Raw genomic sequence first — 22,156 nt, 5'->3', positions numbered from 1 at the left:
GTCAAGGCTCGATCGAGAAACTGAGGCCGTGCTGCGCAAAGCCCAGGGATTCATAGAAGGCATGCGCATCGGCGCGCTTGCGGTGGGACGACAGGGCCAGCTTGTAGCAACCGGCCTCGCGCGCCTGCTGCACGGCGTGGGCCATCATCTGGCGGCCGATGCCCTGGCCCCTGCGGTCGGCGGCGACCACCACGTCCTCGACCACGGCCGAGGGCGCGCCCCGGTGGGCCAGGTTGTGCATGACCAGCAGCGCGTAGGTGCCGACCACGTCGGCATCGGGTTCGGCGCCCTCGCAGGCCACCCAGAGGCGGTAGCTCGGGTAGGCGCGAAACTGGGCCAGCAGGGTCCTGGCCTCGGCCAGGCTGAGCACCTGCTCGGGGCTGTCCTCGATGCCCTGGTACAGGGCCAGCACTTCGTCCAGGTCGGCCTCGGTGGCCTCGCGCAGGGTCACGGTGCTCATCCGGGCGCCCCTTCGGACACCGTTGCCGCCGCGGCAGCCTGGCGCTCCTGGCAGTAGTCCGAGTCGGAACAGACATGCATGCGCGTGCCCTGGTCGTCGGTGATGACCTCGTCGAGGAAACTGTCGGTGGCGCCGCACAGGGCGCAGGCGCAGTCCCAGCGCTGCACCTCGAAGGGGTGGTCCTCGAAGCCCAGGCTCTCCACTGGCGTGTAGGGCGGCACGGCGTAGATGCGCTTCTCGCGGCCTGCGCCGAAGAGCTGCAGCGCCGGGTTCATGTGCATCTTGGGGTTGTCGAACTTGGGGATGGGCGACGGCGCCATCACGTAGCGGCCGTTGACCAGCACTGGGTAGTCGTACGTGGTGGCGATGTGGCCGTAGCGCGCGATGTCCTCGTAGAGCTTGACGTGCATCAGCCCGTACTCGGCCAGGCCGTGCAGGGTGCGCGTCTCGGTCTCGCGTGGCTCCAGGCGCTGCATGGGCTCGGGCACCGGCACCTGGTAGACGAGCACCTGGCCTTCGGCCAGCGGGGTCTCGGGGATGCGGTGGCGCGTCTGGATCAGCGTCGCCTCGGTGGTGCGCGTGGTGGTGGCCACGCCCGTGGTGCGCTCGAAGAAGCGGCGGATGTTGACCGCATTCACGGTGTCGTCCGAGCCCTGGTCGATGACCTTGAGGCAATCGTCCGGCCCGATGATGGCGGCCGTGACCTGGATGCCGCCCGTGCCCCAGCCATAGGGCAGCGGCATCTCGCGCGAGCCGAAGGGCACCTGGTAGCCGGGGATGGCCACGGCCTTGAGGATGGCCCGGCGGATCATGCGCTTGGTGCGCTCGTCCAGGTAGGCGAAGTTGAAATGGCCGTCGGTGGGCGCGGCATCGGCGGGCAGGCCCATCAGCGCGGGCTCGTGGGGCGCGTTCATGCGTCGTCTCCCAGGGTGGTTTCTTCGGAGGGGTTGGCCGCTGCAGCGGCGCGCATGCGGCGCACCAGCTCCAGCTCGGACTGGAAGTCCACGTAGTGCGGCAGCTTCAGGTGCTGCACGAAGCCCGAGGCCTCCAGGCTGTCGCTGTGCGAGAGCACGAACTCCTGCATCTGCGCGGGCGACTCCACCGGCTCGCCCAGCTCGTCGGCGCGCAGGGCGCGGTCCACCAGGCTCATGGCCATGGCCTTGCGCTCGCTGTGGCCGAAGGCCAGGCCATAGCCGCGCGTGAACTGCGGCGGCTGGTGCTTGCTTCCCGCGAACTGGTTGACCATCTCGCATTCGGTGATTTCCATGTCGCCGATGGAGATGGCAAAGCCCAGCTCTTCAGGGACGATCTCCACCGCCACCGTGCCCAGACGCAACTCGCCCACGAAGGGGTGCGAGTGCGCGTAGCCGCGCTGCGTGGAGTACGCCATGGCCAGCAGAAAGCCCTCGTCGCCGCGCGCCAGGTTCTGCAGCCGCGTAGCGCGGTTGGCCGGAAAGCGCAGCGGCTCGCGCGTGAGGTCGGCGGGGGCCGGGTCGCCTTCGGGGATGGGGCGGGTCTCGATCAGCCCCTCCTGGTTGAGCAGGTCGACCACGCGCGGGGTGGTGGCAGGCGCATCGGTCAGCGGCGCAGGGGTTGGCGCTGCGACCGATGCGTCGCTCTGGGCCAGCAGCGTGAAGTCGAGCAGGCGCTGGGTGTAGTCGTAGGTAGGGCCCAGCACCTGCCCGCCGGGCAGGTCCTTGAAGGTGGCGGAGATGCGCCGGGTGAGCACCATGCGCGCGGTGTCCAGCGGCCGGGTGGTGCCCAGGCGCGGCAGCGTGGCGCGGTAGGCGCGCAGCAAAAAGATGGCTTCGACCAAATCGCCAGAAGCCTGCTTGATGGCCAGCGCCGCGAGCTCGGGGTCGTACACCGAGCCTTCGGTCATCACCCGGTCCACGGCGAGCTTGAGCTGCGCGCGGATCTGCGCCACCGAGAGCTCCGGTTCGGCGGTATCGCCCCGGCGCTGCTCGGCCAGCAGGCGGTAGCTGTTGAGGATGGCGGTTTCCCCGCCCTTGACGGCAACGTACATGCGCTTCAGGCCTCCACGGTGGATGGTTCGATACAGGTCGTGCGTGGCAGGCCGGCGATGTGGCTGGCCGTGGCCAGCACCACGTCCACCCCGCGCGGGAAGGCGCCGTGGTTGTCGGCCCACTGCGCGCAGAAGTCCTCTGGCAGGCCGGCGACGTGCAGGTGCTGCGCACTGCGGATGCCGGGGCCCGCAAGGCGCCAGGCGCCTGCGCCTTCCACGGCCGGGGCCAGCACCGCCACGTCGACCACGCAGGTGGCGGACTGGTCGGGGTACTCGTCGCTGCCGCGCTGCAGGCGGGCCAAGGCAGGCACCGCATCGCCTGCGGCCACCCAGGCGAAGCGCGCCTGTTCGGGGGCATCGACCAGCACGCAGCCGGTGTGAAAGCGCAGCCACACGCCGGCCTGGCTGGCCGCCAGCCGGGGCGAAAGCCACAGCGTGCATTCGCTGTCGAGCAGGGCCAGCAGCACGGCAGCCGACGCGGCGTGGCCCGTGGCGGGCACTTCGGCATCGTGCGCGATGGCGACCGGTGCGCCCGGCTGCGACAGTGCCTGCAGCACGGCGCGGAACACGCACTGGCTGCCCAGGGCCTCGCTGGAGAAGCCCGCACCCAGGGCGGACAGGGAGGTGGTGGGGGTGGTGCTCATTCCTGGTCCTCGTCGCTGTCGTCGTTGCTGCCGCTTTCGCGGGCCACCGTGAAAAAGTCCACCCGCGTGCTGGCCGTGCGGGCCTGGCGCTCGGACTGCACCTGGGCCAGGTGGCGGCGGATGGGGTCGAGCAGGCTGGCGTCGAGCGCCACCTGGCGCGCAGGGTCCTGCAGCAGCGCATCGGCCAGGGCGGCCAGTTGCACCTGGCGGTGCGAGCGGCCGAGCACGTAGGCCACGCCCACGGTGGGCTCGGCGCCATCGGCTCCATCCACGTCCACGCGCAGTGCGCAGCGGGTGACCGTGACCTCGCCCAGGTTGAAGCGCTCGCCGGTGCCGCCGGCGCGGCCCTGCACCATCATCAGCCCGGTTTCGGGGGCACGCAGCCAGCGGGCGGGCAGTGCGGTGTGCTCGTGCAGCGCGGGCTCCAGGATGTCGATGGGCGCACGGGCCAGCAGCGCCATCCAGTGCGCCCGCGAGAGCGGGCGGCCCGGGCCCGGGTTGTCAAAGGCTTGAAACATGGAGGTGGTACTCTTTAAGTTGTATAGACAAATTGAACAACTGGCGCCAGCTTAGACAGCGCGCATGTAGGTTTCATGACAGCCACCACCAGCACACAAGTTCTTGCCAACCCCGCCCCTACCGCACGCCCGGCACGCGACAGCTTCTGGACCCGCATCGCGGCCGAGCTGGCCGAGGCCATCGGCAGCGGCATCTATCCCCCGGGCCAGCGCCTGCCCTCGGAGCACGCACTGGCCGAGCAGTTCGGCGTGAACCGCCACACCATCCGCCGCTCGCTGGCCAGCCTGTGCAGCCAGGGGCTGGTGCGCATCACCCAGGGCAGCGGCACCTATGTGGAGGACTTCGCGGTGGACCTGGCACTGGGCAAGCGCGTGCGCCACCAGCAGGGCCTGGCCCAGGCCGGCCTGCGCGGCAGCCTGGTGGTACTGCAGGAGCAGACGGTGCGCGCCACGGCCACGCTGGCCACGGCCCTGCAGGTGCCCGCCCGCAGCCCGCTGCTGCAGCTGCGCGTGATCGGCCAGGCCGAGGGCCAGCCGCTGCACGTGAGCGAGCGCTACTTTCCCCTGCCCCGCTTCGAGGGCCTGGCCGCCGTGGTGCGCGAGACCGGCTCCATCACCGCCGGCTTCACCGCGCACGGCGTGGCCGACTACACACGGCGCGAGAGCCGCATCACGGCCGAGCTGCCCGATGCTGCCGTGGCCGCCGAGCTGCGCCAGCCCGCCACGCGCCCGGTGCTGCTGGTCGAGAGCCTGAACGTCGACCTGGCCGGCACGCCCATTGAATGGGCACGCGCCTGGTTTGCGGGCGACCGCGTCAAACTCACCATCACCCATGACGACGAGTAACCCCCCCTCCCCCACCGCCGCCCACCACCGCTATGCGGTGTACTTCGCGCCCAACCCCGGCACCCTGGCCTGGCTGGCGGGCAGCCACTGGCTGGGCCGCTGCGCCGCCCTGCTGCAGCCCATGCAGCCACTGGACATCCACGGCGTGGCCTGCGAAGAACTGGAGCGGCTGACCGCCGCGCCGCGCCGCTACGGCTGGCACGCCACGCTCAAGGCCCCGTTTGCGCTGGCGCCGGGCGTGGACTGGCTCACGCTGCACCATGCCGTGCAGACGCTGGCCCAGAGGCTGCGGCCGTTCAGCATGCCGCCCATGCAGGTCGAGCGCATCGGCGATTTCCTCGCACTGGTGCCCGTGGCCGCGCACCCGGCCAACGCCGAGATCCAGGCCGCAGCCGCTGCCTGTGTGACGCAACTGCAGCCGCTGGCGGCAGCGCTGTCAGAAGGGGACCTGGCGCGCCGCCGCGCCGCCGGGCTCACACCCAGGCAGGATGCACTGCTGCAGCAGTGGGGCTACCCCTTCGTGCTGGAGGAGTTCCGCTTCCACATGTCGCTGACCGGCTCGCTCGCGGCTGCGGATGACGAGACCGTGGAGCTGGTGCAGGACGCCGCCGACCAGTTCTTTGCCGACCTGCCGCCGCTGCGCTTTGGCAGCCTGGCCCTGTTCGCCGAACCCACGCCGGGCGCCGACTTCGTGCTGCTGGACCACCTGGAGCTGGGCGCATGAGCACCGCAGCGAAATTGCTGTATTTCATGGGCCCCTCGGGCGCCGGCAAGGACAGCCTGCTCGACTGGCTGCGCCAGCACCTGCACGCCGGCCTGCCCGTGCACTGGGCGCAGCGCACCATCAGCCGCCCGGCCAGCCCCGGTGGAGAGGCACATGAAAGCACTACGCCTGCCGACCATGCCGCGCTGCGCGCCGCCGACGCGTTTGCACTGCACTGGGAGGCCAACGGCCTGGCCTATGGCGTCCGCCATGGCGAGATGGCGCCACTGGCCCAGGGCCGCTGGCTAATGGTGAACGGCTCGCGCGCCTACCTGCCCGAAGCCCTGGCGCGCTACCCGGCCCTGGTGGCCGTGCACATCACGGCCAGCCCCGAGGTGCTGCGCCAGCGCATCCTGTCGCGCGGCCGGGAAAGTTCTGACGAAGTGGAGCAACGCGTACAACGCGCGCTGCGCTTCCTGGCGCCACCGGGCACGGCCGGCATCGAGGTGCGCAACGACACCAGCCTGGACGCAGCGGGCCGGCAGTTGCTGCAGGCCCTGGAAAGGCTGCCCGGCTGGCCAGGCCTGGTCAACGCCCCGGCGGGGTGAAATCCGCCCGCGCCTTGAGCGCCTTCTCGCGCGCATGGCAGCCTTCGAGGTGGTCGTTGACCAGCCCCATGGCCTGCATGAAGGCATACACGGTGGTCGGGCCCACGAAGCTCCAGCCGCGCTTCTTGAGGTCCTTGGACATGGCGACCGATCCGGGCGAGGTGATGAAGGTACGCGCCACCTCTCGCGTGATGCGCTCGGGCCGCTCGCCCGCCGGCGGCTCGTAGCGCCACGCGTAGTGGGCGAGCGAGCCGAACTCCTGGCGCAGCTCCAGCACGCGCTTGGCATTGTTGATGGTCGAGACGATCTTGCCCCGGTGGCGCACGATGGCTGCGTCCTGCACCAGGCGCTCCACATCGGCGTCGGTGAACTCTGCGACCTGCACTGCATCGAACTGCGCGAACGCGGCGCGAAATCCCTCGCGCTTGTTCAGGATGGTGAGCCAGCTCAGGCCCGACTGGAAGCCTTCCAGGCACAGCTTCTCGAACAGGCGCCGGTCGTCCGCCACCGGAAAGCCCCACTCGCTGTCATGGTAGTGGCGGTACAGCGGCGTGGCCTGGCACCAGGTGCAGCGCGGGCAGCCTGCGTCGTCGGCGAACAGTCCGTCGGGAATCTCGGGGGTGGCGGTGGCTTCGGTCATGGACGGGATTCTAGGAATTCCATCCGCCATGCTGCTGACAGGCCCTAAACTGAACACCGGATATGCCACAGCCATTCGCTTCACGTTCCGTCCCGCTCCGCCTTGGCGCCGCACTGTCTGCCTTCATTGCCAGCCTGGCCCTGGCCGGCTGCGCCAGCAATGGCAATGCCCTGGGCTACTACTGGCAATCGGTGCGCGGCCATGTGCAGATGATGCGCTCGGCCGAGCCGCTGGAGGACTGGATAGCGCGCACCGACATCCCCCTGCCGCTGCGCGAGCGCCTGCAATTGGCCCAGCGCGCCCGCGCCTTCGCGGTGACCGAACTGGGCCTGCCCGACAACCCGAGCTACCGCCGCTATGCGGACTTGAAGCGCCCCGCCGCTGTGTGGAATGTGGTGGCCGCGCCGCCCTACTCGCTCACCCTGCACACCTGGTGCTTCCCGGTGACAGGCTGCATCGGCTACCGGGGCTACTTCGACGAGGCCGATGCAAAGGCCGAAGCCGCACGCCTGACGCAGGAGGGCCTGGAGGTCGAGGTCTATGGCGTACCGGCCTATTCCACCCTGGGCTACATGAACTGGGCCGGCGGCGACCCGCTGCTGAGCACCTTCATCGGCTGGCCAGAAGGCGAGTTCGTGCGCCTGCTGTTCCACGAGCTGGCCCACCAGGTGGTCTACGCCAAGGGCGACACCCTGTTCAACGAATCGTTTGCCACCGCCGTGGAGCGGCTGGGCAGCGCACGCTGGCTGGCCCAACAGGCCACGCCCCAGGCCAGCACCGCCTTCGTGGCCAGCGAGGCGCGCCGGCGCGAGTTCCGCGCGCTGACCCAGGCCACGCGCGAACGCCTCGCAAAGATCTACGCCCAGGACAGTGTGCCGGACAAGGAGGTGCAGAAGGCCGCAGCCATGCAGTCCTTTCGCGCCGACTATGCGGCCCTGCGCGAGCGCTGGCAGGCCACGCCGGCCCAGACCGCGGGCTACGACCGCTGGGTGACCAGCGCCAACAATGCCAGCTTTGCTGCCCAGGCGGCCTACAACGAGTTCGTCCCTGCCTTCGAGGCGATCTTCGAGCGCGAGGGGCGCGACTGGCACCGGTTCTATGATGCGGTGCGTGTACTGAGTGAACAACCCCAGGCACAGCGCCACGAAGCGCTGCGCCAATTGCTACCCAACCAGGAGACCCCCGGTGCCTGACATCCATATCCACCGCGAACACCAACTGGGCTTCAAGCAGGCCCGCACAGTCGCTTTTTCCTGGGCCGAGAAGGCCGAGGAGAAGTTCGACATGGAATGCACCTACGAAGAGGGCGAAACCGAGGACACGCTGCACTTCAGCCGCTCCGGCGTGAAGGGCACGCTGCTGGTGGATGCCAACCAGTTCGAGATGAAGGCGCAACTGGGCTTTCTGTTCGGCGCGTTCAAGGACCGCATCGAAGCAGAGATCGGCGAGCAGCTCGATGCCCTGCTGAACGCCCCCCCGCCCGCCGCCAAAAAGGCCGCACCGAAAAAGAAGGCCGCCGACGACGCGAAACCCGCCAAGGCGGCCGCAGCCAAGGCACCGGCCAAAGCCAAAAAGGCCTGAGCCCTCCATGGCCGCGCCCGCGTTCGACATTTTCAGCGAACTGCTGCACACGCGCTACAGCTGCCGCGCCTTTCTGCCTGAGCCGCTGCCCCGCGCCACCACTGAGAGCATCCTGGCCACGGCGCAGCGCACGGCATCGTGGTGCAACGCCCAGCCCTGGCAGGTGCACATCGCCAGCGGCGAAACCCTGGAGCGCCTGCGCAGCGCCTTCCAGGAACGCATTGCCAGTACACCGCCGGCACCCGACCTGCCCTGGCCGCGTGAGTACCGCGGCGTGTACCAGGAGCGCCGGCGCGAATGCGGCTACGGCCTGTACGAGGCGCTGGGCATCTCCAAGGGCGACCGGGCCGCATCGGCGCGCCAGGCGGCCGAAAATTTCAGCATGTTCGGTGCGCCGCACGTGGCCATTGTGAGCAGCGACGAGGCGTTGGGTGTGTATGGCGCGGTGGACTGCGGCGCCTACGTCGCCAACTTCCTGCTGGCTGCGCACAGCCTGGGCGTGGCTTCGGTGCCGCAGGCGGCGCTGGCCTCGTACCCCGGTGTGCTGCGCGAGGTGCTGGGCATCGGCGAGGACCGCACCATCGTCTGCGGCATCTCGTTCGGCCTGGCCGACCCGGCGCACCCCGCCAACCAATTCCGCACCACGCGGGCCGACCCGGCCAGCAGCGTGGTCTGGTGCGATTGAGCGACGGCCTCGGGACAGGCCAAAGCCTCGCCTGTTGCAAGCCCCCACCGAGCCGCCCGCGGGCCACCGGATCCGCTCCGGCGCCACGGGGCTGATCCGGCGTTCACCACTTCAGGCAACGGCCTGGAGCCGGTGTACCGCGCTCTGCGCGGCAGCCTCACCCGCTCCGGCCTGGCGCAAGGTGCCAAACAGGTCCTTGGGGTTGGCCAGGTCGGGAATCAGCTGGATGCGCTCGCCCACACCCAACTCGAGCGCCGCATCGCGCATGAAGCGCAGGGCCGAGAAGTCCTCCAGCGCAAAACCCACCGAATCGAAAATCGTCACCTCGGCATCGCTCGCGCGGCCGGCCTCGCGGCCGGCCAGCACCTGCCACAGTTCGGTCACGGCAAAGTCGGCCGGCATCTGCTGGATCTCGCCCTCAATGCGGGTCTGGGGCGGGTACTCGACGAACACCCGGCCGCGCGTGAGCACCTCGGCCTGCAGCTCGGTCTTGCCGGGGCAGTCGCCGCCCACGGCGTTGATGTGCATGCCGGGCTCGACCATGTCGGCAGTGATGATGGTGGCGCGGGTCTTGTCGGCCGTCACCGTGGTCACGATATCGGCGCCGCGCAACGCCTCGGCCGTGCTGCCGCACACGGTGACCACCAGGCCCGATGGCTGCAGGTTGGCCTGCAGCTTGGTGCTGGCGGCAGGGTCGGTGTCATACAGCCGCACTTCGGTGATGCCCACCAGGTGCTGGAAGGCCAGGGCCTGGAACTCGCTCTGCGCGCCGTTTCCGATCAGCGCCATCACCCGGCTGTCGGGCCGCGCCAGCACCTTGGCCGCCACGGCCGACATGGCGGCCGTGCGCAAGGCCGTGGTCAGGGTCAGTTCGCTGAGCAGTTGCGGCGTGCCCGTGGCCACATCGGCCAGCACGCCAAAGGCCATCACCGTGGACAGGCCCAGGCGCGTGTTCTTCGGGTGGCCGTTGACGTACTTGAAGGTGTACGTCACATCGTCGGCAATTGGCATGAGCTCGATCGCGCCGTCGGGCGAGTAGCTGGCCACCCGGGCCGACTTGTCGAAGCTCTCCCAGCGCAGGAAGTCCTCGGTGATGTTGGCGGCAATGCCGGACAGGCAGGCCGCGAGGCCCTTGCGCCGGATCAGCTCCACCGCTTCGGGGGCGCTCAGGTAGAGGGTGGATACGCTGGCGTGTTGGGGGGTGGCGTCGTGTCGCATGGTGGTGTCTCCGGTTCAGTGGCATCCAGTGTCCAGCGGGCACGAGGCAATGTGAATCGGCAAAAATGTACCGAAATGCGCGGTTGATTGTCAAAATGGCAGCCATTGCTCACTTTCTGCATCACCACCATGGATGAACTCGACCGCTCCCTGATTGCCCTGCTGCGTGGCAATGCGCGCATGAACGTCGCCGACCTGGCGCACAAGCTCGGCGTCTCCCGCGGCACGGTGACCAACCGCATCCGCAAGCTCGAAGACAGGCAGGTGATCGTGGGCTACACCGTCAAGCTGCGGCCTGAGGCCGAGCCCGACCGCATCCGTGCCTGGATGGGCGTGCTGGTGGAAGGCAACCAGTCGCGCCAGGTCGTGGCCAGCCTGCTGGGTGAGCCCGGGGTGGCCACTCTGCACGACACCAATGGCCGCTGGGACCTGCTGGCCGAGCTGGAGGCAGGCAGCATGGCCGAGCTGGCGCAGGTGCTCGAACGCATCCGCCTGGTCTCAGGCATCCGCGGCACCGAGACCAATATCCACCTCACGACCTACCGCTAGCGGTTGGCAGGCAGTGCTCAGCCGATCTGGCCGCCCAGGCTGCGTGCGGCTTCGAGCACGCTTTTCACGTAGCGCTCGTCGTAGCGGTGGGCCGGCATGGTCAGCGTGACGGCAGCAGCCACCGTGCCATCGGCGGCAAACACGGGCGCCGAGATGCCGGCCACCTCGCTGAGCCGGTCGCCCACGCTGGCCAGGTAGCCGTCGGCACGGATGCGCGCGTAGAGCGCGCGGTCATGCCGGCCGAGCGAGTTGGACAGCGCGGCGTCGAAGGCCACCAGCACCCGCCCGCCCGTGCCCCGGTCCAGCGGCAGCAGGTCGCCTGCGCGGATGTGGTCGCGGATCGGGTGCGGCGAATCCACGCGGAACTGGCACAGCCGCGCATCGCCCTGGCGTACATGGTAGGCCGCGCTCTCGCCCGTGGCGGCCACCAGCTCGCGCAGCACGGGCAGCACCACCCGGTCGAGCGAGAACGAGGCGGCATACAGCGCATGCAGCCGCCCCACCTCGGGCCCGATGGCATAGCGGCCATCGTCCAGGCGCTGCACCCAGCGCGCATGTTCAAGCGAGGCCAGCAGGCGCAGCGCCGTGCTCTTGTACAGCCGGGTGCGCGTGGCCAGCTCGGTCAGGGCCAGCGGCCCGTCGCCCTGGCGGAAGGCAGCCATCAAGCTCAGGGCGCGGTCCACGGCAGCCGCGCCGCCCGGGGCGGCATCGGCATCGGCGACGGATTCGGAAACGGCTTTGCGGGGCATGGAGACCAGGGTGCGCGAAGGAGTCGCCCAAGAGAAGGAGGTTCTGTCTATTGAAACATTGATGCCCCCACCCGTCCAGCCCGTGCCGCAACGCCCATGAAAAAGCGGCCCGCAGGCCGCTCGGTCAGTCGCGGGGCATGGCCCGGATCAGCTGAGCTCGGTGATCAGGTCGATGTACTGCTGCTTGGCGGCATCGGCCTCGGTGCCCTTGAGCGCGTTCCAGGCATCCCACTTGGCGCGGCCCACCATGTCCGAGAAGTTGGGCTTCTTTTCGGTGTTGTCGCCCACGGTGGCCTGCTTGTACAGCGCGTAGATCTTGAGCAGCGTGGCGTTGTTGGGGCGCTCGCTCAGGTTCTCGGAATTGGCTTTGGCGGCTTCGAAGGCGGCGTTCAGGTCGGCCATGGGGTTGCTCCTTGGGGTTCGAAAAATGGGGGAGGGAAAGAACGGTGTCGGCAATGGTTTGCGGCGTTGTATCTTACGGTCTGCACAAGGCCCTGCGCTGTGCAATCCATAGAGGCAAGCCCCCAAAACAACCACAACAGGTGTACATCCGATGGTGACCCGCATTGCTGCTCCAACCACCGCCCGCCCGGAGGGCCTCGCCAATTCGCTGAACGCGGCATCCACGGTCGCCCGCAAGGCGCGGGCCACCACCGCAGCAGCCGCCCAGGCCTTGCCACCCGCTGCGCGCAAGGCTGCGGGCATGGTGCAAAAGAACGTGCGCCGCGCCGCCACCGGCATGCTCGGCCTGTCGGGCGAGCGCATGAGCAAGGTCGACACGGCCTGGCTGCGCATGGACTCGGGCAGCAACCTGATGATGATCAACGGCGTGTGGACGCTGGCCCCCGGCATCGCCTGGGAGGCGCTGTGCGAGCGCGTGCAGCAGCGCCTGCTGCAGTACCCGCGCTTTCGCCAGCGCGTGGTGGAGGACGCGGCCGGCGCCACCTGGGTCGAAGACCGCCAGTTCGATATTGCCGCCCACGTGCTGCGCGAGACCCTGCCCCAGGAACCGGGCCAGAGCATGCAGCGCGCCCTGCAGGACCGTGTGGGCGAGTTGGCCATGCAGCCGCTGGACCCGCGTCGCCCGCTGTGGCAGATGCACCTGGTCGAGAACTTCACGGGCGACGACGGCCAGCAGGGCAGCGCGCTGATCGTGCGCATCCACCACTGCATCGCCGACGGCATCGCCCTGATCTCGGTCACCATGTCCATCGTGGACGGCGGCTCCGAGCCCCCCAAGCGCAGCCGCAAGGAGCGCGAGGCCGCCGCGACGGCCGAGGACTGGATCGCCGACGCGCTGATCAAGCCCCTGGCCGGACTCACCGTGAAGGCGCTGGACCTCGCGGGCGATGGCGCGGCGCGCTCGTTCAAGGTGCTGGGCGACCCCGAGAAGGCCATGCAGCACGGCCTGGCCGGCACCATGGACATGGCGCGCGTGGCCTACCAGCTGGTGAGCGACGCGGCCGCCCTGGCGCTGATGCCCGACGATTCGCCCACCCGCCTGAAGGGCCAGCCCGGCCGGGCCAAGCGCGTGGCGTGGTGCCCGCCGATCCCGCTCGAAGAGGTCAAGGCCATCGGCAAGGCGCTCAACTGCTCGATCAACGATGTCTTGATGTCCTGCGTGGCGGGTGCCATCGGGGGCTATCTGCGCAGCCAGGGCGACGACCCTGCGGGCCAGGAGATCCGCGCCATGATCCCCGTGAACCTGCGCCCCATGGAGGAGGCCTGGAAGCTGGGCAACCGCTTCGGCCTGGTGCCGCTGGTGCTGCCCATCGGCGTCGCCAACCCGGTGGAGCGCGTCTACGAGGTGCGCCGGCGCATGAATGCCCTGAAGGGCAGCACCCAGCCCATCCTCGCGTTCGCGATGCTGGCCGTAGCGGGACTGATGATCAAGCCCGCGCAGGACGCGTTGCTCAACCTCTTTGGCCGCAAGACCACGGCGGTCATGACCAATGTGCCCGGCCCCAAGGAGCAGCTCACGCTGTGTGGCGCGCGCGTCACGCAGTGCATGTTCTGGGTGCCGCAGTCGGGGGACATCGGCCTGGGGGTCTCCATCCTGAGCTACGGCGGCGGCGTGCAGTTCGGCGTGATCACCGACACCACGCTGTGCCCCGAGCCCCAGCTCATCATCGATGCGTTCGCACCCGAGTTCGACCAGCTCTCGTTGCTCACGCTGATGCTGCCCTGGGGAGATTGACACCTTGCGCGGGCTCGCCGTTCTGGCGCTGGCCGTGCCACTGCTCCAAGCTACCGCCGGCGCCGCCGTGGTGCAGGAGCATGTGCAGCGGCCCTACCCTGTGCAATTGCAGCCCGGCCAGACATTGCGCCAGGCACTCCAGGCGGCCACGCCCATCGTGGTGGATGGCCGCCGCTTCCATGGCTACACGCGCTGGAATGTGCGCTGGAACTACCGCTGGTGGCGCGAGGCCTCGGGTCGCTGCGCGATCACGGAGGTCACCACACGCCTTTCCACCGAAGTGCAGTTGCCGGAACTGCACAACGCCTCGCCGCAGCAGCAGGCCACCTTTGACCGCTACCTGCGCGCCTTGGCGCAGCATGAGCAGGGGCATGCGCAGTTCGGGCGGGATGCGGCCCAGGCCATCGACCAGGGCATTGCCCGGCTGCCTGCGGCGGCCGATTGCGCCACGCTGGAACGCAACGCCGACGCGCTGGGCCGCCGCCTGCTGCAGGAGCACGTGGAACGCGAGAAGCAGTACGACCGGGACACCGGCCACGGCGCCTCGCAGGGCGCACGGCTGGAGTAGGTCAGCGCCGGGGCTGCAATGCGGGCAAGAGGCGCGACACGCTGGCCAGCACCGCGGGCACCGGCTCACCCAGTTGTGCCCGCACGACGGCACCCTCCACCACCAGGGCCAGTGCCTGGGCATCCTGCGCCTGCGTGGCCGATGGCGGCAACAGCGTGGCCAGCATGTCTGTCATGTCCTGCTTGTGGCGACGGGCGATGGCATTCACTTCGGGCACCGTGTCGCCCAGTTCGCTCACGCTGTTGATGAAAGCACAGCCGCGGAAGTCTTCACGGGTGAACCACTCGCCCAGCGCGGGCGCCAGAGCGGCCCATCCGCTGTGTGCCTTGCCATGGCGCGCCAGCGCATCGGCGAACCAGGCCATCCACAGGGCGTGGCGCATCTCCAGGTAGGCGCAGACGAGATCGTTCTTGCTCGGAAAGTGCCGGTAGAAGGTCACCTTGGTCACGCCCGATTCGGCGATCACCTTGTCGATGCCGGTGGCACGGATGCCCTCGCGGTAGAACAACCGGTGCGCCGTGTGCAGCAGGCGGTCCCGGGCAGGCAGGTCTTTGACGTCAGTGGTCGGGGCAAGCAGCATGGCCTATTGTAGACAACTCTGTCTACATGCGTATATGATGAGCATGTAGACAGACCTGTCCACATGCCGTCCACCCTTTCCAATCGAGGTACTGCCCATGGAATCCCGCCCGCCCCTGCCCCCCTTCACCCTGGAGACCGCGATCCAGAAAGTCCGCCTGGCCGAAGACGGCTGGAACTCGCGCGACCCGGCGCGCGTAGCGCTGGCCTACACCGAGGACACACGCTGGCGCAACCGCGCCGAGTTCCCGGTCGGGCGCGCGGCAGCGCAGCAGTTCCTCGAGCGCAAGTGGGCGCGCGAGCTCGACTACCGGCTCATCAAGGAAATCTGGGCGTTCAGCTCGCACCGCATCGGGGTGCGCTTCGCCTACGAATGGCACGATGACGCGGGCAACTGGTATCGCAGCCACGGCAACGAGAACTGGGAGTTCAACGACGCCGGGCTGATGGCCGTGCGCCACGCCAGCATCAACGACCAGCCGATCCAGGCGGCGGACCGTCTGTTCTTCTGGCCCCAGGGCCGGCGCCCGGACGACCATCCGGGGCTGACCGAGCTGGGCCTGTAAGTCAGTTGCTCAAGCCGTCCACGGCTTGGAACATCGATTGGCGCGCCTGGCTCACGATCTGGCCCTTCCAGGCGTCGGTGTCCGTGTAGAACGCTTCCATCATCTGCGCCTTGATCTGCTTTGCCTGCTCGGCCGGCGCCCGGGGATGCAGGTTGAGCCACTGCTCGGCGCGGATCGCGTTCATCACGTCGAGCACCGGCACGGTGCCATATTCCATCGCGATGCCGGTGCTCTCGGCGTGCGGGCATTCGTCGTAGATCGCGTTCCACATCAGCCCGGTGAGGAAGGCCGAGGTCGAGGAGCCGTCGTAGATCGAGGTCACCGGCGTGGCGCCGCCGCCATCCCACCAGGCACGGGCACGCGCCACCGAGGCAGCGTCGTCCTTGCCCGCGTAGATGCGCTCGCCGTGGCCGTTCGGGCCCAGTCCCGTGTGCAGGTCGATCCAGGCGATCTGCGAGGCGCTGGCGCCATGCTTGCGCAGCACCTGGCGCAGGGTGCGATTGCTCCAGGTGGGCTCGGTGCCGCCAAAGAACAGGCCTTGTGGAAATTCGTGCTGACCGCGCGAGATCGCGGCCTGCCAGGCGCCCTCGCTATTCGTGTCGATGAACTGCTGCACGGCGGCCAGGTTGTCGGCACCGGGTGGCCATTGTTCAGGCAGCAGCAGCGGCTGCACCTCGCGGTAGGCCTCGTTCACGGGCAGGGGCTTGGAAAAGTCCTGGAAGTTGCGGTTCAGGTCCACGTTCTCGTGCGTGAAGCGGCGCACGTGCGAAAAACCGTAGGGGTTGAGCGCATGGATGTAGAGCGTGGCCACGCCCGCGGCATGCGCCTTGTCGCGCCACTCCTGGTCGTGCAGCGCAAACACCTGCACGCCGCTGCCGCAGTAGCCTTCCACGCCGTGGCAGGCGCTGCTCACGATGAGCAGCTTGGTCGCATCGGCCGGGCCGTCGCACACCACGTCCATGGCCAGGTCTTCACCATCGCGCCCCTGGAGCGGATGGGCATGCGACTCGATGGGCAGGCCGGCCGCAGCCGCGCCCTCCAGAAACTTCTTGCGTGCCTGGGCGTAGCTGGGCGAAAAGGCGTCGACGATGCCGATCATGGGGCGGTTGCTTTCGTGGAGGGGTCGGGAACAAAAAGAAAACCCGGGGCACGCGAAGGCGCCCAGGGCTTCAGGAAAGAGACGACAACGGGTCCCGGTGTCAGGCCGCCGTGGGCTGCGCCAGCCAGTCCTCGGCCAACTTGACCCAGTAGGTCGCGCCCAGCGGGATCAGGTCGTCGTTGAAGTCGTAGCTCGGGTTGTGCAGCGTGCAGGGGCCGCCGCCATGGCCCATCTCGCGGTGCGCACCGTCGCCGTTGGCGATGAAGCAGTAAGCGCCGGGCTTGGCCTGCAGCATGAAGGCGAAGTCCTCGGCGCCCATGGTGGGCTCCTGCACCAGCACGTTGGCCTCGCCCACGATGCCGGCCATGACCTTGCGCGCGAACTCGGCCTCGGCCGGCGAGTTCACGGTGGGCGGGTAGTTGCGGTGGAAGTGGAACTCGCAGGTGGCGTCGTGCGCGGCGCAGGTGTGCTCGGCCACCTGCTTCATGCGCTTTTCGATCATGTCCAGCACTTCGATGGAGAAGGTGCGCACCGTGCCCTGCAGCTCGCAGCTGTCGGGCACCACGTTGGTGGCTTCGCCCGCGTGCACCATGGTCACCGAGATCACGCCCGCATCCACCGGCTTCTTGTTGCGGCTGATGATGGTCTGGAAGGCCTGCACCATCTGGCAGGCGATCGGCACCGGGTCGATGCCGTTGTGCGGCAACGCCGCATGGCTGCCCTTGCCGCGGATGGTGATCTTGAACTCGTTGCTCGACGCCATCACCGGGCCGGGGCTCACGGCGAACTGGCCCACGGGCATGCCGGGCCAGTTGTGCATGCCGTACACCGCCTGCATGGGGAACTGTTCGAACAGGCCGTCGGTGATCATCTCGCGCGCACCGCCACCGCCCTCTTCGGCCGGCTGGAAGATCAGGTACACGGTGCCGTCGAAGTTGCGGTGCTTGGCGAAGTGCTGCGCCGCCGCCAGCAGCATGGCGGTGTGGCCGTCGTGCCCGCAGGCGTGCATCTTGCCGGTGTGCTTGCTGGCATGGGCAAAGGTGTTGAACTCCTGCATGGGCAGCGCGTCCATGTCGGCGCGCAGGCCAATGGCCCGGCCGCTGGCCCCCCCGTCGCGCCCCTTGACGATGCCCACCACACCCGTGGTGCCCAGGCCCCGGTGGATGGGAATGCCCCATTCGGTGAGCTTGTTGGCCACCACATCGGCCGTGCGCACCTCTTCGAAGCACAGCTCGGGGTGGGCGTGAATGTCCCGGCGCACCGCTGCAATACTGGCCGCCTGGGTGACGATGGAGTCAATAACGTTCATGATATGTGTCCTTACGATTTCACAGTCTAGCCCGAGAGCAACCTATGTGCCAACCCGGGTTAATCACCAGTCCAAGCCCATGATTTCTTCCCCCGCCCTCGAATTTGCGCAGACCCTGGTGCGCATGAACACCGTGAGCCACAACTCCAACCTGGAGTTGATCCACTTCATCCGCGACCACCTGGGCCAACTGGGCGTGAAAAGCCGCCTGACCTACAACGCCGACAAGACCAAGGCCAACCTGTTCGCCACGCTGGGCGAGGGCAAGCCCGCCGGGGTGATCCTCTCGGGCCACACCGACACCGTGCCCTGGGACGGCCAGGATTGGACGATGGACCCGCTGAGCGCCCTCGTCAAGGACGGCAATCTGTACGGCCGGGGTAGCGCCGACATGAAGGCCTTCATCGGCATCGCGGTCTCGCATGCCGAACAGTTCCTGGCCAGCGACGCCCCGTTTGCCCTGCACTTTGCCTTCAGCTACGACGAGGAGGTGGGCTGCTTCGGCGTCAAGGAGCTGATCGCCGACCTGCGCGATGCCAGCATCCGCCCGCTGGCCTGCATCGTGGGCGAGCCCACGAGCATGGTGCCGGCCATCGCGCACAAGGGCGTGTACCGCTACAAATGCTGCGTGCGCGGCAAGGAGGCGCACTCGTCGCTCACCCCGCATTCGGTCAACGCCATCGAGATGGCAGCGCGCGTGGTGGGCCGGGTGCGCGACATGGCCGAGGGCTTCGAGCGCAGCGAGCCGCGCTTCGAGGGCTTCGACGTGCCGTTCTCCACCGCCAGCGTGGGCCAGTTCCATGGCGGCATTGCCGACAACGTGGTGCCGCGCGACGCCGAGTTCCGCTACGAGTTCCGCGACCTGCCCACCGCCAACGCCGCCCAGATGCAGTCCGAGGTGCTGGCCTATGCGCGCTCGCTCGAACCCGCCATGCAGAAGGTGGCCCCGCAGACCGGCTTTTCCTTCGAGACCATCTGCGAGATCCCAAGCTTTCTGGGCAACAAGGACGACGCCGTGACCCGCCTGGCGCAGGAGCTGAGCGGCGAGAAGGGCACCACCCTGGTGGCCTTCGGCACCGAAGCCGGGCTGTTCAAGAACGCCGGCATCCCCACCGTGGTGTGCGGCCCCGGCAGCATCCAGCAGGCACACCAGCCCGATGAGTACGTGAGCCTTGCGCAACTGGGCCGCTGCGAGGCCTTCATGCAGGGGCTGGCACGCACCAAGGCCTTCGGCTGAAACAGGGAGGCCGTCAGGTCCTCACGCGCCCATCACCGGTCAGCATCGACATTTCCACGAAATGCGATGCCGCATGGTCCGTGGCGCTGTACGACACCTGAAAGCCGGAGATGGCCTGCGAGCCCAGGCCTTCGAGCCCGGCTATCAGGCCGTCGCGGGTGATCTTGCCGCTGCCATTGGCCTGGCGCAGGCCCTCGGCAAAGACGCGTGCAGCGACATAACCCTCCATGCTGGAGTAATTGGCCTGCACCTTGTCGCCACCCTTCTTGATGGCTTCGAGGAACTCGCGCGTGATCTGGCGCGAGGGCTGGTAGGGCGAAGGCATGACCTGCGAGACCACCACCCCGGCACCGTCCTTGCCCAGCTCATCGGCCAGGGCCTGCGTGCCCACGAAGGACACGTTGTAGAACGTGCCGCCAAAACCCGCCTTGCGCGCGGCGCGCACGAAGGCGGCGCTGCCCGCGTAGGCAGCAATCTGCACCACCGCGTCGGGCTTGGCAGCCACCAGCTTCTCGACGGCGGCCTTCACGTCCACCGAATTGCGCTCCACCGTGGCCGTGGCCGCGGGCGCCAGCTTCTGCTCGGTCAGCGCGCGCACCACGCCATCGAGACCGGCCTTGCCGTAGGCGTCGTTCTGGTAGAAGACCGCGATCTTCTTGATCCCCAGGTTGGTGAGCTGGCGCACGATGAGCGCGGTTTCGTCGTAGTACGAGGCGCGCACATGGAACACCAGCCGGTTGAACGGTTGGCGCAACGCCTCGGCCCCCGTGAAGGGGCCGAAGAACGGCACCTTCTCCTTGGTGAACAGCGGCAGCGCCGCCAGGCTGGTGGGGGTGCCGATGTAACCGAACAGCGCAAACACGTCGTCCGCCATGAGTTTTCGGGTGTTCTCGGCGCAGCGGTCGGGCTCGTAGCCGTCGTCGAGGGTGCGGATCTCGATCTGCCGCTTGCCCACGCCGCCCTGGGCGTTGAGCTGGTCGAAGAACAGCTTGGCTCCCTGGTGGAACTGGATGCCCAACTGCGCCGCCGGCCCGGTGAACGGGGCCGACTGGCCCAGCACGATGCGCCCTTCGCCCTGCGCCCGGGCGCTCTGAAAGCCGGCGAGCGCCACGGCGCCCAAGCCTGCGGAAAATTGCCTGCGCCCCAATACAGCGTGGTTCATGGTGAAATCCCGGTTTGAAGAAAATCCAAGGGCTCTGCGCCTTTGATGCTCCCCGGAAGGGCCGCGCCACAAGCGCACTTCCCCTCCAGCCCTGCATGCCAGTTTAACGACCAGCCTTACAAATGCCCACGATTTCCGAAGCCGCCCCCACTGCGCCAGCGCCCATCGGGGTCCGCGGTGCCTGCCCCCACGACTGCCCCGACACCTGCGCGCTGATCACCACCGTGGTCGATGGCGTGGCCACGCGGGTGCAGGGCAACCCTGAACATGCGCACACCGATGGCGTGCTGTGCGCCAAGGTCTCGCGCTACACCGAGCGCAGCTACCACCCGGAGCGGGTGCTCACCCCGCTCAAGCGCAGCGGCCCCAAAGGCAGCGGGCAGTTCACCCCCGTCAGCTGGGACGAAGCCCTGGGCGACATTGCGCAGCGCCTGACGGCGATCGCCGCGCACGACCCCGAAGCCATCCTGCCCTACAGCTACGCCGGCACCATGGGCATGGTGCATGGCGAGAGCATGGACCGGCGCTTCTTCCACCAGCTCGGTGCCTCGCTGCTGGACCGCACCATCTGCGCCTCGGCCGGTGCCGAGGCGCTGGTGCAGACCCTGGGCGGCAAGGTCGGCATGAAGGTGGAGTTCTTCGCCGAGGCGCAGCTGATCCTGATCTGGGGCAGCAACTCCATCGGCAGCAACCTGCACTTCTGGCGCTACGCCCAGCAGGCCAAGCGCAATGGCGCGAAACTGGTCTGCATCGACCCGCGCAAGACCGAGACGGCCGACAAGTGCCACGAGCACATCGCCCTGCGCCCCGGCACCGATGCCGCGCTGGCCCTGGCACTGATGCACGAGCTGATCGTCCACGACTGGCTGGACCACGACTACATCGCCCGCCACACCCTGGGCTGGGAGGGCCTGCGCGAGCGCGCCCTGCAATGGCCGCCCGAGCGCGCGGCCGAGGTCTGCGGCGTGCCCGTGGAGCAGATCCGCCAGCTGGCGAAGGACTACGGCACCACCCAACCCGCCGCCATCCGCCTGAACTACGGCATGCAGCGCGTGCGCGGCGGCGGCAACGCCGTGCGCGCCGTCACCTGCCTGCCCGCGCTCACGGGGGCCTGGCGCCACCGCGCGGGCGGCATGCTGCTGTCGAGCTCCGGTCAGTACCCGGTGCAGCGCGCCGTGCTGCAGCGCCCCGACCTGCTGGCGGGGCGCCAGCCGCGCACCATCAACATGTCCACCATCGGCGACGACCTGCTGCGCGCGGCCTCGCCCGCCTTCGGCCCCCAGGTGCAAGCGGTGGTCGTGTATAACAGCAACCCCGTGGCCGTGGCGCCCGAGTCGGGCAAGGTGGTGCAGGGCTTTGCGCGCGAAGACCTGTTCACCGTGGTGCTGGAGCACTTTCGCACCGATACAGCCGACTACGCCGACTACATCCTGCCGGCCACCACGCAGCTCGAGCACTGGGACGTGCACCTGTCGTACGGCCACACCGATGTGGTGCTCAACCGCCCGGCCATCGCGCCGCTGGGCCAGGCGCGCTCCAACGCGCAGATCTTCCGCGACCTGGCCGCCCGCATGGGCTACACCGACCCTTGCTTTGTCGACGACGACGCAACCCTGTGCCGCCAGGCCTTCGGCGATGCGGTGGACTTCGCGCTGCTCGAATCGCAGGGCTTTGCCACGCTGGCCATGCCCGATGCGCCGTTTGCCGAAGGGCAGTTCCCCTCGCCCTCGGGCAGGTGCGAGTTCTACAGTGCCCGCCTGGCCGCCCAGGGCCTGGACGGCCTGCCCGACCACCTGCCCAACTACGAGCTGCAGGGCAGCTCGGCCCAGTACCCGCTGGCCATGATCTCGCCGCCCGCGCGCAACTTCCTGAACTCCAGCTTCGTCAATGTGAAAACCTTGCGCGACATCGAAGGCCAGCCGCTGCTGGAGATCCACCCCGACGACGCCGAGGCGCGCGGCATTGCCAACCACAGCATCGTGCGTGTTTTCAATGCCCGGGGCAGCTACCGCTGCCACGCCAGCGTGTCGCGCCGCGCCCGGCCCGGCGTGGTCAACGGCATGGGCATCTGGTGGCGCAAGCTGGGGCTGGACGGCACCAACGTCAACGAGGTCACCAGCCAGGCCCTTACCGACCTGGGCCGCGCCCCCACCTTCTACGACTGCCTGGTGGAGGTGGAGGCCGTGGACGCGACGGACGCCGTGGCCTGAAC

The 22,156-nt window shown here is 68.7% G+C and carries 25 protein-coding genes; 12 read left to right on the top strand and 13 right to left on the bottom strand.

The genetic code is table 11. The features are described 5' to 3' along the window. Position 1 precedes the first annotated feature (1 nt). From AC0IZS_RS11435 to phnG, 5 genes are read right to left on the bottom strand one after another with little or no spacing between them, the layout of a single operon-like run. Positions 2-460 (bottom strand): GNAT family N-acetyltransferase, encoded by a 459-nt coding sequence (locus AC0IZS_RS11435; protein ID WP_471635720.1) that lies wholly within the window; start codon positions 458-460, stop codon positions 2-4. Further along, positions 457-1,374, bottom strand: a complete 918-nt coding sequence (locus tag AC0IZS_RS11430; RefSeq protein ID WP_471635719.1) for an alpha-D-ribose 1-methylphosphonate 5-phosphate C-P-lyase PhnJ — start codon at positions 1,372-1,374, stop codon at positions 457-459. The genes AC0IZS_RS11435 and AC0IZS_RS11430 overlap by 4 nt, the downstream gene beginning before the upstream one ends. Next, on the bottom strand, positions 1,371-2,486 hold the full coding sequence (locus AC0IZS_RS11425) for a carbon-phosphorus lyase complex subunit (RefSeq protein ID WP_471635718.1): 1,116 nt from the start codon (positions 2,484-2,486) through the stop codon (positions 1,371-1,373). The genes AC0IZS_RS11430 and AC0IZS_RS11425 overlap by 4 nt, the downstream gene beginning before the upstream one ends. A 5-nt stretch (positions 2,487-2,491) precedes the next feature. Continuing rightward, positions 2,492-3,130 carry a phosphonate C-P lyase system protein PhnH gene (gene phnH, locus AC0IZS_RS11420; protein ID WP_471635717.1) on the bottom strand — a complete coding sequence of 213 codons (639 nt, stop codon included), beginning with the start codon at positions 3,128-3,130 and terminating at the stop codon, positions 2,492-2,494. Further along, positions 3,127-3,648 (bottom strand): phosphonate C-P lyase system protein PhnG, encoded by a 522-nt coding sequence (gene phnG / locus AC0IZS_RS11415; RefSeq protein WP_471635716.1) that lies wholly within the window; start codon positions 3,646-3,648, stop codon positions 3,127-3,129. Before phnG ends, phnH begins: the two co-directional genes overlap by 4 nt. 75 nt (positions 3,649-3,723) lie before the next feature. Here phnG and phnF point away from each other — a divergent pair, with 75 nt between their 5' ends. The 3 genes from phnF to phnN are packed head-to-tail and all read left to right on the top strand — an operon-like array spanning position 3,724 to position 5,805. Then, positions 3,724-4,494 (top strand): phosphonate metabolism transcriptional regulator PhnF, encoded by a 771-nt coding sequence (phnF, locus tag AC0IZS_RS11410; protein ID WP_471635715.1) that lies wholly within the window; start codon positions 3,724-3,726, stop codon positions 4,492-4,494. Then, positions 4,481-5,218: a DUF1045 domain-containing protein gene (locus AC0IZS_RS11405; RefSeq protein WP_471635714.1), complete on the top strand. Its 738-nt coding sequence runs from the start codon at positions 4,481-4,483 to the stop codon at positions 5,216-5,218. Before phnF ends, AC0IZS_RS11405 begins: the two co-directional genes overlap by 14 nt. Further along, on the top strand, positions 5,215-5,805 hold the full coding sequence (gene phnN / locus AC0IZS_RS11400; protein WP_471635713.1) for a phosphonate metabolism protein/1,5-bisphosphokinase (PRPP-forming) PhnN: 591 nt from the start codon (positions 5,215-5,217) through the stop codon (positions 5,803-5,805). The genes AC0IZS_RS11405 and phnN overlap by 4 nt, the downstream gene beginning before the upstream one ends. Here phnN and AC0IZS_RS11395 read toward each other — a convergent pair. Beyond that, positions 5,786-6,445, bottom strand: coding sequence for a DNA-3-methyladenine glycosylase I (locus AC0IZS_RS11395; protein ID WP_471635712.1), 660 nt, complete (start codon positions 6,443-6,445; stop codon positions 5,786-5,788). The two genes, phnN and AC0IZS_RS11395, sit on opposite strands and share 20 nt — an antisense overlap. A 62-nt stretch (positions 6,446-6,507) precedes the next feature. On the opposite strand from AC0IZS_RS11395, the gene AC0IZS_RS11390 reads away from it, so the two are divergent. From AC0IZS_RS11390 to AC0IZS_RS11380, 3 genes are read left to right on the top strand one after another with little or no spacing between them, the layout of a single operon-like run. Next, the gene (locus AC0IZS_RS11390; protein WP_471635711.1) at positions 6,508-7,638 is read left to right on the top strand and encodes an aminopeptidase; all 1,131 of its coding nucleotides are present in this window, start codon (positions 6,508-6,510) and stop codon (positions 7,636-7,638) included. Next, positions 7,631-8,026 carry a polyhydroxyalkanoic acid system family protein gene (locus AC0IZS_RS11385; RefSeq protein ID WP_471635710.1) on the top strand — a complete coding sequence of 132 codons (396 nt, stop codon included), beginning with the start codon at positions 7,631-7,633 and terminating at the stop codon, positions 8,024-8,026. The genes AC0IZS_RS11390 and AC0IZS_RS11385 overlap by 8 nt, the downstream gene beginning before the upstream one ends. A gap of 7 nt (positions 8,027-8,033) precedes the next feature. Continuing rightward, positions 8,034-8,711 carry a nitroreductase gene (locus tag AC0IZS_RS11380; RefSeq protein WP_471635709.1) on the top strand — a complete coding sequence of 226 codons (678 nt, stop codon included), beginning with the start codon at positions 8,034-8,036 and terminating at the stop codon, positions 8,709-8,711. A 111-nt stretch (positions 8,712-8,822) separates the two neighbouring features. Here the strand turns inward: AC0IZS_RS11380 and AC0IZS_RS11375 are convergent, their stop codons facing one another. Continuing rightward, the gene (locus AC0IZS_RS11375) at positions 8,823-9,929 is read right to left on the bottom strand and encodes an ornithine cyclodeaminase (RefSeq protein ID WP_471635708.1); all 1,107 of its coding nucleotides are present in this window, start codon (positions 9,927-9,929) and stop codon (positions 8,823-8,825) included. 129 nt (positions 9,930-10,058) lie between these two features. On the opposite strand from AC0IZS_RS11375, the gene AC0IZS_RS11370 reads away from it, so the two are divergent. Continuing rightward, positions 10,059-10,478 carry an Lrp/AsnC family transcriptional regulator gene (locus AC0IZS_RS11370; RefSeq protein ID WP_471635707.1) on the top strand — a complete coding sequence of 140 codons (420 nt, stop codon included), beginning with the start codon at positions 10,059-10,061 and terminating at the stop codon, positions 10,476-10,478. Between the two features lie 17 nt (positions 10,479-10,495). On the opposite strand, the gene AC0IZS_RS11365 is transcribed toward AC0IZS_RS11370, so the two are convergent. Together AC0IZS_RS11365 and AC0IZS_RS11360 are read right to left on the bottom strand one after the other, a co-directional pair. Next, positions 10,496-11,227 (bottom strand): IclR family transcriptional regulator, encoded by a 732-nt coding sequence (locus AC0IZS_RS11365; RefSeq protein WP_057199848.1) that lies wholly within the window; start codon positions 11,225-11,227, stop codon positions 10,496-10,498. A gap of 147 nt (positions 11,228-11,374) precedes the next feature. Next, entirely contained in the window at positions 11,375-11,629 is a 255-nt protein-coding gene (locus AC0IZS_RS11360) for an acyl-CoA-binding protein (protein ID WP_471635706.1), read from the bottom strand. Positions 11,630-11,930: 301 nt separating this feature from the next. Between AC0IZS_RS11360 and AC0IZS_RS11355 the strand changes: the two genes are divergently transcribed. After that, positions 11,931-13,424 (top strand): wax ester/triacylglycerol synthase family O-acyltransferase, encoded by a 1,494-nt coding sequence (locus tag AC0IZS_RS11355; protein WP_436220268.1) that lies wholly within the window; start codon positions 11,931-11,933, stop codon positions 13,422-13,424. A 4-nt stretch (positions 13,425-13,428) separates the two neighbouring features. Beyond that, on the top strand, positions 13,429-13,992 hold the full coding sequence (locus tag AC0IZS_RS11350) for a DUF922 domain-containing Zn-dependent protease (RefSeq protein ID WP_471635705.1): 564 nt from the start codon (positions 13,429-13,431) through the stop codon (positions 13,990-13,992). Position 13,993: 1 nt separating this feature from the next. Here AC0IZS_RS11350 and AC0IZS_RS11345 read toward each other — a convergent pair whose 3' ends face one another. Then, on the bottom strand, positions 13,994-14,572 hold the full coding sequence (locus AC0IZS_RS11345) for a TetR/AcrR family transcriptional regulator (RefSeq protein ID WP_471635704.1): 579 nt from the start codon (positions 14,570-14,572) through the stop codon (positions 13,994-13,996). Positions 14,573-14,669: 97 nt separating this feature from the next. Here AC0IZS_RS11345 and AC0IZS_RS11340 point away from each other — a divergent pair, with 97 nt between their 5' ends. After that, positions 14,670-15,137, top strand: a complete 468-nt coding sequence (locus AC0IZS_RS11340) for a nuclear transport factor 2 family protein (protein ID WP_471635703.1) — start codon at positions 14,670-14,672, stop codon at positions 15,135-15,137. Position 15,138: 1 nt separating this feature from the next. On the opposite strand, the gene AC0IZS_RS11335 is transcribed toward AC0IZS_RS11340, so the two are convergent. Beyond that, positions 15,139-16,236 carry a M14 family metallopeptidase gene (locus AC0IZS_RS11335; protein ID WP_471635702.1) on the bottom strand — a complete coding sequence of 366 codons (1,098 nt, stop codon included), beginning with the start codon at positions 16,234-16,236 and terminating at the stop codon, positions 15,139-15,141. A 100-nt stretch (positions 16,237-16,336) separates the two neighbouring features. Continuing rightward, complete coding sequence (locus tag AC0IZS_RS11330) at positions 16,337-17,545, bottom strand: M20 aminoacylase family protein (RefSeq protein WP_471635701.1); 1,209 nt, start codon at positions 17,543-17,545, stop codon at positions 16,337-16,339. Positions 17,546-17,624: 79 nt separating this feature from the next. Here AC0IZS_RS11330 and argE point away from each other — a divergent pair, with 79 nt between their 5' ends. Beyond that, positions 17,625-18,782, top strand: a complete 1,158-nt coding sequence (gene argE / locus AC0IZS_RS11325) for an acetylornithine deacetylase (RefSeq protein ID WP_471635700.1) — start codon at positions 17,625-17,627, stop codon at positions 18,780-18,782. A gap of 13 nt (positions 18,783-18,795) precedes the next feature. Here the strand turns inward: argE and AC0IZS_RS11320 are convergent, their stop codons facing one another. After that, the gene (locus AC0IZS_RS11320; protein ID WP_471635699.1) at positions 18,796-19,944 is read right to left on the bottom strand and encodes an ABC transporter substrate-binding protein; all 1,149 of its coding nucleotides are present in this window, start codon (positions 19,942-19,944) and stop codon (positions 18,796-18,798) included. Positions 19,945-20,066: 122 nt separating this feature from the next. On the opposite strand from AC0IZS_RS11320, the gene AC0IZS_RS11315 reads away from it, so the two are divergent. Then, entirely contained in the window at positions 20,067-22,154 is a 2,088-nt protein-coding gene (locus AC0IZS_RS11315; protein WP_471635698.1) for a molybdopterin-containing oxidoreductase family protein, read from the top strand. The last annotated feature ends 2 nt before the right edge of the window (positions 22,155-22,156 follow it).

It is taken from the genome of Acidovorax sp. AC410 (assembly GCF_979253235.1).
The sequence above is the reverse complement of the archived record's forward strand: the minus strand, read 5'-3'. Positions and strand labels throughout refer to the sequence as shown.

Bases quoted from the DNA above. Each gene is read 5' to 3' on its own strand.
- AC0IZS_RS11315 (WP_471635698.1), top strand. From the start codon at position 20,067: ATGCCCACGATTTCCGAAGCCGCCCCCACTGCGCCAGCGCCCATCGGG.
- AC0IZS_RS11405 (WP_471635714.1), top strand. From the start codon at position 4,481: ATGACGACGAGTAACCCCCCCTCCCCCACCGCCGCCCACCACCGCTAT.
- AC0IZS_RS11360 (WP_471635706.1), bottom strand. From the start codon at position 11,629: ATGGCCGACCTGAACGCCGCCTTCGAAGCCGCCAAAGCCAATTCCGAG.
- AC0IZS_RS11375 (WP_471635708.1), bottom strand. From the start codon at position 9,929: ATGCGACACGACGCCACCCCCCAACACGCCAGCGTATCCACCCTCTAC.
- AC0IZS_RS11380 (WP_471635709.1), top strand. From the start codon at position 8,034: ATGGCCGCGCCCGCGTTCGACATTTTCAGCGAACTGCTGCACACGCGC.
- AC0IZS_RS11330 (WP_471635701.1), bottom strand. From the start codon at position 17,545: ATGAACGTTATTGACTCCATCGTCACCCAGGCGGCCAGTATTGCAGCG.
- AC0IZS_RS11335 (WP_471635702.1), bottom strand. From the start codon at position 16,236: ATGATCGGCATCGTCGACGCCTTTTCGCCCAGCTACGCCCAGGCACGC.
- phnN (WP_471635713.1), top strand. From the start codon at position 5,215: ATGAGCACCGCAGCGAAATTGCTGTATTTCATGGGCCCCTCGGGCGCC.
- phnH (WP_471635717.1), bottom strand. From the start codon at position 3,130: ATGAGCACCACCCCCACCACCTCCCTGTCCGCCCTGGGTGCGGGCTTC.
- AC0IZS_RS11425 (WP_471635718.1), bottom strand. From the start codon at position 2,486: ATGTACGTTGCCGTCAAGGGCGGGGAAACCGCCATCCTCAACAGCTAC.
- phnF (WP_471635715.1), top strand. From the start codon at position 3,724: ATGACAGCCACCACCAGCACACAAGTTCTTGCCAACCCCGCCCCTACC.
- AC0IZS_RS11395 (WP_471635712.1), bottom strand. From the start codon at position 6,445: ATGACCGAAGCCACCGCCACCCCCGAGATTCCCGACGGACTGTTCGCC.
- AC0IZS_RS11435 (WP_471635720.1), bottom strand. From the start codon at position 460: ATGAGCACCGTGACCCTGCGCGAGGCCACCGAGGCCGACCTGGACGAA.
- phnG (WP_471635716.1), bottom strand. From the start codon at position 3,648: ATGTTTCAAGCCTTTGACAACCCGGGCCCGGGCCGCCCGCTCTCGCGG.
- AC0IZS_RS11345 (WP_471635704.1), bottom strand. From the start codon at position 14,572: ATGCTGCTTGCCCCGACCACTGACGTCAAAGACCTGCCTGCCCGGGAC.
- AC0IZS_RS11340 (WP_471635703.1), top strand. From the start codon at position 14,670: ATGGAATCCCGCCCGCCCCTGCCCCCCTTCACCCTGGAGACCGCGATC.
- AC0IZS_RS11430 (WP_471635719.1), bottom strand. From the start codon at position 1,374: ATGAACGCGCCCCACGAGCCCGCGCTGATGGGCCTGCCCGCCGATGCC.
- AC0IZS_RS11355 (WP_436220268.1), top strand. From the start codon at position 11,931: ATGGTGCAAAAGAACGTGCGCCGCGCCGCCACCGGCATGCTCGGCCTG.
- argE (WP_471635700.1), top strand. From the start codon at position 17,625: ATGATTTCTTCCCCCGCCCTCGAATTTGCGCAGACCCTGGTGCGCATG.
- AC0IZS_RS11365 (WP_057199848.1), bottom strand. From the start codon at position 11,227: ATGCCCCGCAAAGCCGTTTCCGAATCCGTCGCCGATGCCGATGCCGCC.
- AC0IZS_RS11320 (WP_471635699.1), bottom strand. From the start codon at position 19,944: ATGAACCACGCTGTATTGGGGCGCAGGCAATTTTCCGCAGGCTTGGGC.
- AC0IZS_RS11390 (WP_471635711.1), top strand. From the start codon at position 6,508: ATGCCACAGCCATTCGCTTCACGTTCCGTCCCGCTCCGCCTTGGCGCC.
- AC0IZS_RS11370 (WP_471635707.1), top strand. From the start codon at position 10,059: ATGGATGAACTCGACCGCTCCCTGATTGCCCTGCTGCGTGGCAATGCG.